The organism is Parendozoicomonas verongulae (assembly GCF_009711465.1).
Taxonomy (GTDB): Bacteria; Pseudomonadota; Gammaproteobacteria; order Pseudomonadales; family Endozoicomonadaceae; genus Sansalvadorimonas; species Sansalvadorimonas verongulae.
Window position 1 is genome coordinate 37,958 of record NZ_SMME01000847.1, and the last position, 7,041, is coordinate 44,998.

Genomic DNA, 7,041 nt, shown 5'->3' on the forward strand with positions numbered 1-7,041 from the left:
TTCGGTACTTAAGCCTTACATCAGGTTCACGATGCGGGGTGTAATCAGAAAAAGCCGTACGTTCTTCTTTTTGGATTCCGTCTTGTTTCTGAAAGCTGCACCTACCAGAGGCATATCTCCCAATACGGGAATCTTAGACTGATCGTTTCTTGTCTCTTCGTAGTAATACCCACCAACCAACAGACTCTCGTTCTCATCAATTACCGCCTGGGTGCTGATGGAACTGTTTTTCACCACAGGAATATTATCAGCCCCTGTAGCCTCCTGAGAGCTGGCCTGGCCGCCGTCCTGAATGTTTACACTCAGGTGAAGCTTGCGTCCGGTCACTTCATCTACAATCCGCGGTGTCACTTTTAGTACCGAGCCGTAGGTTACAGGGAATAGCTCGGCTGACTCCTGTCCAGCAACACGCACATAGAAGGTCTGGCTGTTATCCAGTACGGCTTCCATGTTGTCCAGGGTGAGCACAGAAGGGCGGGCAAGTACTTTGGCGTTGCCCTGATCGGACAGGATGTTGACCTTCGTTAACAAGCGCCCACTGGTGAGATTGATAATAGTGCTAAAGGTGTTACTGGGTACGGAATCATTATCGCTCTTGAATGGGTTAAAGCGGATAAAGTCTCCATCCTCTTTACCTAGCCGCCAGTTAATCCCCAGCTGGTCCAGATTGTTTGTGTTCACATCAATGATGGACACATTTATCTCCACTTGTGCCAGCGGCTTGTCGAGAGTATTGATCAAACTCTCGTACATAGGCATCTTGGACTCAAGATCATGAATGATCACCGAGTTCAAGCGGCGGTCAGCATTGATATGCACACTCTCTGGCGTAGTAGTTTGAGCGGGAGCCTGAGGTCCGGGAGCTTCTTTTCCTACAGGCGTGGCAGGTGTAAGGCCGGGAACCGAGCGTCCGGGTGTCTGAGCCGGCGCGGAGCTTAATCCACCGCCGCTGACAATCTGTCTCAAAATCGTGGCAACGCCGGGAACTGTTGCAGTCTGACTACGAAAGGTAAAGGTGCGATCATCCGCCCAGGCATAGCGCAACGGGAATACCTTTACGGTCTGGCGGCTGCGCTGACGCTCTCCGGATTTGGCATCCAGAAGCTGGGCGGTTTCCGTCACCAGCTCCATATAACGGGGTGGACCGGAGATGTAAATAATTCCCTCTTCCGGACGGGCCTTCCAGTAAAAACGACTATCCCATATACCGATTTCCATCAAGGTTTTCTTGAATTTATCCGCTGCCATGTATTGCAGGCTGAGAATCTGCTTCTGGATCTCATTACCGTTATAAACGTAAAGGGTGTTGCCATCAAAGTACCAGATCAGCCCATTAAGCTGGGCCACTTTATCCAGAAACTCGACAGGCGAAAGAGGGCCGATACGGCCATTTACCACACCGTCCACATTGGGGCTGATAATCACTGGAATACTGTAGTTAGCAGCAAAGTTGCGAAGTACATCCGAGACAGGTTCACTGTTGCCAAAGTAGGCATAGGGACGAGCGTCGTGCATCACTTCGTCGGCGGCAGCTGGCTCACTTGGTGGAGCGAGTTCCCGAGGGTAATTATTTTCAGGAAGGTAGAGCACTTGACCAACCATCAAACCATCGGGATCAGGAATACCGTTGTGATGGGCCAGCAGTGGAGCCGGAATGCCATACATCTCAGCAATAACAGAGAGACTTTCCCCCGGTTGAACGACGTGTTTCTGTCGTGTGTCTTCTTGCTCATAACTATTATTGCCAGACCACGGGCTGTATGTGACAGCGGAATCACTGGCCATAGCTGATGGGAAACAAGCCCCCATAGTGAACCCAATAACAAGTGCTCTTTTGAGGAGCCTCTCTCTAAACCCTGAAAATAGCGGGCTTTTGCGCGATTTTTTTATATGAAACAAGATACGTGCGTCCATGCCTGCATCCGGGCGAGAACCGCCCTTTATGAGAATTTGTTGTCAATACACAAAGTTTATACAACCATTTGGAATTCTGCATGAAACTGCTTTTCAGGCTTCAATAAAGAAAAGGACTTTTCGCAGAGAGTTTTCTAATGGCCGGATCTATTGGCGACATAAACAGTGGCCTTGTGGGTGTTAGTCATACCACTGGTAATGAGTATCAGGCCTTACCCTCCAAGTCGGCCATTCGCCCTACAGTGAATACCAGTGCTGCTGATGCCGTACATATCAGTAAGGCGCTTTCTGTTGATGATTCAAAAAATAAATTAATGGAGTTTATTCGCGGGGATCGTCTGCAGTCCTACACGCCTCAGGACAACCGCGAGTTGCGAAATGGCATTATTAACCTTGTGCGAGACCGGCTGGATGATATGAAACTGGCAGAAGAAGACCGCAATGCATTGAATGAGATGCTGGGGCTCCTCAAGCAGGACAGTGAACTTGAAGCTCTGGCCACCATGGCTCGCAATATTCTGATTCCGGCCTGATAAATTCTATGAGTAAAGAAATTCCATCTACGCCCTCCCCGCAGGACGTTCCAGACATTGCACTTACGGGCAAAGACTGGGTTCTTACCCAGGCTTTTACCCGATTGCAACAAAGGCAGTTTACTGATGCTATCAAACTCCTCCAGGGCTTGCGGGTTTTAGCTCCAGAAGACTCCGAAGTTTATCGAATGCTCAGTTACTCACTGTTAATGGCGGATCAGCCTGAAGAGTGCCTTTCTATGGCCGATAGATACCTGCAGTGCATGCCTCCTGGTACGGACACGCAGGAAATTTCCTGGATTCAAGGGCGTGCAAAAGTTCGTTTAGAAAAAGCACGTCTTAAACAGGCGAAAGAGTAACCCGGAGATACGCCTCAGCAGTAGTAGGTCAGTATCTTCTCAGCAGGCTCCATACTGACCTATGAGCGCAATCAGCATCAAATCTGTTCTTACCGGTCTCGGCAAGCGTAATGACCTTATGCTCGCAGTGATGTTGGTTTTCATCATTGTGCTGATTATTCTGCCAATGCCCACGGTGCTGGTGGATTTGTTAATTGCTACCAATATGGGTATCTCCACAATCCTTCTTATGACGGCTATTTACCTCAAAGGGCCGTTGGAGTTTTCCTCTTTCCCATCAGTATTGTTGATAACAACACTTTTCCGGTTGGCGCTTTCGATAACTACGACTCGTTTGATTCTGCTGGAAGGTGATGCCGGTGAGATCGTATATACGTTCGGAAACTTTGTTGTGGGCGGCAACTTGACGGTGGGGGTCGTAATCTTCTTGATTATTACCATCGTACAGTTTCTGGTCATTACAAAAGGTTCGGAACGGGTGGCAGAAGTAGCAGCCCGCTTCTCTCTGGATGGTATGCCGGGTAAGCAAATGAGTATCGACGCGGATATGCGTGGCGGTGCCATTGATATGGAAGAGGCGCAGAGGCGACGTGGCTTGGTAGAGAAAGAATCCCAGCTTTATGGTTCCATGGATGGTGCCATGAAGTTCGTTAAGGGGGACGCAATTGCTGGCCTGATCATCATCTTCGTGAATATTGCTGCAGGTGTGAGTATAGGTGTTTTCAACAAAGGTTTGCCTGCCGGTGAAGCGTTGCAGCTTTACTCCATTCTGACCATCGGCGACGGCCTGATCTCCCAGATTCCGGCTCTGCTGATCTCTATTACCTCCGGTATTATCGTAACCCGAGTGTCCAATGAAGAAGCTACAGACCTGGGTAGTGAGATTGGTGGACAGCTCTTGAATAAGCCCAAAGCGCTTATAGTGGGGGGTGGCCTTTTACTGGGTTTTGCAATGGTTCCAGGCTTCCCGACTCTTACTTTCCTCAGTCTGGCTGGCATTATTGGTGGAGGTGGCTTTTACATTCTCAAGAAAGCAGGCAATGAGGATGTGGGTGGAGGAAGTGACGGTGGTATTCCTGCTATGCAGGCCGCTGCTTCAGGAAAGCCTGATAAAAACCAGCGGCTAGATCAGCAAGAAGAGTTCACTCAAACACTGCCATTGATTATTGATGTGCCTACATCTTTGCAGCAGCGGCTTGATACAGCGGAGTTGAACGAAGAATTACTGAAAGTGCGTAAGGCGCTCTATATGGACTTAGGGGTTCCATTCCCCGGTATTCACTTGCGCTTTAATGATTCGCTGGAAGATGATCACTACAGCGTAATGCTCAATGAAGTGCCGGTAGCTCACGGTCATTTCCGGGAAGGCTATGTATTTGCCCGGGAGCAGTCCGAGCATTTGGATATGCTGAAAATCCCTTATGAAACAGGCGAACAGTTTATCCCTAACCTTGACACCCTCTGGGTCAGAGAGAGCGATAAAGGCGCACTGGAAAATGCCGGTGTGAGCTTTATGAGTGACTCCCAGATTCTCACCAACCACCTGGCCTTTGTGCTCAAGAAATATGCGGAAGATTTCATCGGAATTCAGGAGACCCGCTTCCTTCTTGAGAAGATGGAGGACTCCTTTGGTGAGCTGATAAAAGAAGTTCAGCGTCTGATACCTGTGAATAAGATTGCGGAAATTTTCCAGCGTCTCGTATCGGAAGATATTTCCATCCGAAACCTGAGAACTATCCTTCAATCCCTGGTGATCTGGGGTCACAAGGAAAAGGAAGTGGTTCAGCTTACGGAGTACGTGCGTGGCAGCCTCAAGCGGTTTATCAGTTACAAGTACAGCAACGGACAGAACATTCTTCCGGTATACCTGCTTGATCAGGACTTAGAAGACACCATTCGCAGTGGTATCCGTCAAACGTCAGCGGGTGCCTACCTGGCCCTTGATCCAACGGTTACGGCACGGTTTGTGGAAAAGGTAAAAACAACGGTTGGTAAAATCGGCCATCTGGATCACAAGCCCGTGATGATCACAGCCATGGATATTCGCCGGTATGTGCGCAAGCTGCTGGAAGCGGAAGTGTATGAACTGGCGGTTCTTTCTCATCAGGAACTGACGGAAGAAATTACCGTGCAGCCCCTTGGTCGTATCTCTCTTACATAAGTACCCAAAGCATTGCTTTCGCATAGTCTGGCGGCGTCTTTTTCCGCCCTTTCTGCGTCACAACCCTGGTCACGTAGCGGGCTACGCTCCCGACGTTCCTCCTTGAAGAGTGAAAAAATCTACCCGCCATCATGATGCGAAAGCAATGATCCGGGTACTTAAGAAAAGTTATTTGGTTAGTTTGGCTTGGTAGGTTCGTCTTCGTTCAGGCGGGCATAAACAAACTGATCGTAAAACTCATCATTTTTGAAGATATTCTTGCGGAATACACCTTCCAGTTGAAAACCGCACTTTTGCAAAACCTTCTGTGAAGGGATGTTGTACTCTACCACATCGGCAAAAATGCGCTTAAGGCCCTTCTCCTGAAAACAGTAATCCACCATCCAATTCACGGCCTTGGTCATCAGGCCATTGCCCCAGTACGCTTCACCGATCCAAAAGCCGATCTCTGCGCTGTAACGATGAACGTCCGGTTGAACCACTATGCCGATTTCGCCAATAGCTTCTTTACTATTTGCGATAACAAAGCGGTTTTCTGCTTCGTTGTCTCGCACGTACTGAATCCAGTTACGAGCCAGTTCAATGGTATAAGGGCTGGGAAAGCACTCCCTTTGGTTTATGGCGATATTGGGGTTATCACCATTACGGGACAGCCCTGAGGCATCGCCGTAAAGGAAGTTACGAATAATAAAACCATCACCCAGTGGCTGTTCCATAGCCTTGAAATCCTGCAATTATCTACAGGGTATGTATCGGCGGGAGGACGTGAAGATATATAGGAAAATACCCCAATAAAGCTTGCCAGAGCATTTTGGGGTGTTTTTGTGGGTTAAACCTTCAACGTCTATTCAACGTTAACGGTCAGAGTAACTTTCAGAGGAGTACTGCATGGGGGCAGATAGATATGTCAGGAGGCTTATTCTGGCTGAGATTGTGTTGGGTTTTGTGAGATAGGCAATAGAGTCGGTAAATGGCTATCCTCTCAAGCTATTGAAATATATGGGATTAATACGATCGTATGAATTAGTTCACCATAATTTACTTGGTAAATGGATCCCTCATAGGTTCTGCAGAGTCGTGCAATTTGTTGGTGAGTTATTTTTTTCTTATTTATCAAATACTTATTGCGTTTTCTTTGCGCTCGAAAATATTCTATGAATTCATAACCAAAGCCTCAGTTCTTTCTGCGGTTAGCGAAGCACTCGATATCTTGGGGATAGGTTCTGTGCGAGGTGATTTTTAACGAGCCATTTGTGCTTGGGTTCGTGAAAAAGCAAGCGTCAGATAAACCCATCCACCTCAATTGATATCACTCCCGGATACTCAAGTCTTTCATTGGCTTTGGGGGCACTACGTCCCGCAAATGTGATTTCTGATCCCGGCACATTAAAGCCTGGCGCAAAAGCTGTCTGGCTCAGGTTGGATATGCCCGCAAATACGATTTATTCATTAAGTCCTTTGGCTACTAGCTGTGTCGCTATTTCCAAGAGTTGGAAAACTCTTCACCCCAGTCCTCTAGTAAGCGCACGGGAAACCCCACCTGCTGCCAATCAATCTCACTGGTAAGGACTTGAAAGTACCTGATGCCCTATTGATAGGGGAAGATGGGGTTCCCCATGCGCTTACCATGCTCTTGGCTGACGATGTAGCCTTTACCTCAAATCGCCTCAAGGTTGTCTGCCAGCTCCCTGTGGTTGATCACGCCCAGACATAGACTACTTCCCCCTATACCCCTTCCTTTTGCAGCCTCACTTCCCGGTTAAAAATGTTTGCTTTGTTCCGCACGAACTCATTTTCCTTGCAGGTTTCCGAAAAAAAGATTGTGCATGCTCTGTATTTCTCTGCCTGTGGTAAGTATTTTTAGGCTTTATATCATTTTTTCTACTTGCTTCGCTGTATTAGGGCGCAAAGGAGAGTGAGTTGGTGTTCATTTGCTCATTTGTTCAATGTGCACAAAAGTAAATCAGGTCTATATGGTAATGGCGATAAAGTTTTTAACGAAATCTTTTTTAATGGTTTTATGTTTTTTTAGTTTTGGAGATGCCTTCGCTAGTGAAAGTTCATTGGATGATGT

5 protein-coding genes are annotated in these 7,041 nt (G+C 47.7%); 3 read left to right on the forward strand and 2 right to left on the reverse strand.

Annotated elements, in window-relative coordinates; translation table 11 throughout:
* Window positions 1-15: 15 nt before the first annotated feature.
* Complete coding sequence (sctC, locus tag E1189_RS14380; RefSeq protein WP_230460406.1) at window positions 16-1,785, reverse strand: type III secretion system outer membrane ring subunit SctC; 1,770 nt, start codon at window positions 1,783-1,785, stop codon at window positions 16-18.
* Between the two features lie 266 nt (window positions 1,786-2,051).
* Here sctC and E1189_RS14385 point away from each other — a divergent pair, with 266 nt between their 5' ends.
* The 3 genes from E1189_RS14385 to sctV all read left to right on the forward strand — a co-directional run bounded on the left by E1189_RS14385 (window position 2,052) and on the right by sctV (window position 4,967).
* Window positions 2,052-2,447, forward strand: coding sequence for a hypothetical protein (locus tag E1189_RS14385; protein WP_155161019.1), 396 nt, complete (start codon window positions 2,052-2,054; stop codon window positions 2,445-2,447).
* 8 nt (window positions 2,448-2,455) lie between these two features.
* Window positions 2,456-2,806: a tetratricopeptide repeat protein gene (locus E1189_RS14390; protein WP_155161020.1), complete on the forward strand. Its 351-nt coding sequence runs from the start codon at window positions 2,456-2,458 to the stop codon at window positions 2,804-2,806.
* Between the two features lie 61 nt (window positions 2,807-2,867).
* Window positions 2,868-4,967, forward strand: coding sequence for a type III secretion system export apparatus subunit SctV (gene sctV, locus E1189_RS14395; protein WP_155161021.1), 2,100 nt, complete (start codon window positions 2,868-2,870; stop codon window positions 4,965-4,967).
* 176 nt (window positions 4,968-5,143) lie between these two features.
* Here sctV and E1189_RS14400 read toward each other — a convergent pair whose 3' ends face one another.
* On the reverse strand, window positions 5,144-5,683 hold the full coding sequence (locus E1189_RS14400; RefSeq protein ID WP_155161022.1) for a GNAT family N-acetyltransferase: 540 nt from the start codon (window positions 5,681-5,683) through the stop codon (window positions 5,144-5,146).
* Window positions 5,684-7,041: the final 1,358 nt, after the last annotated feature.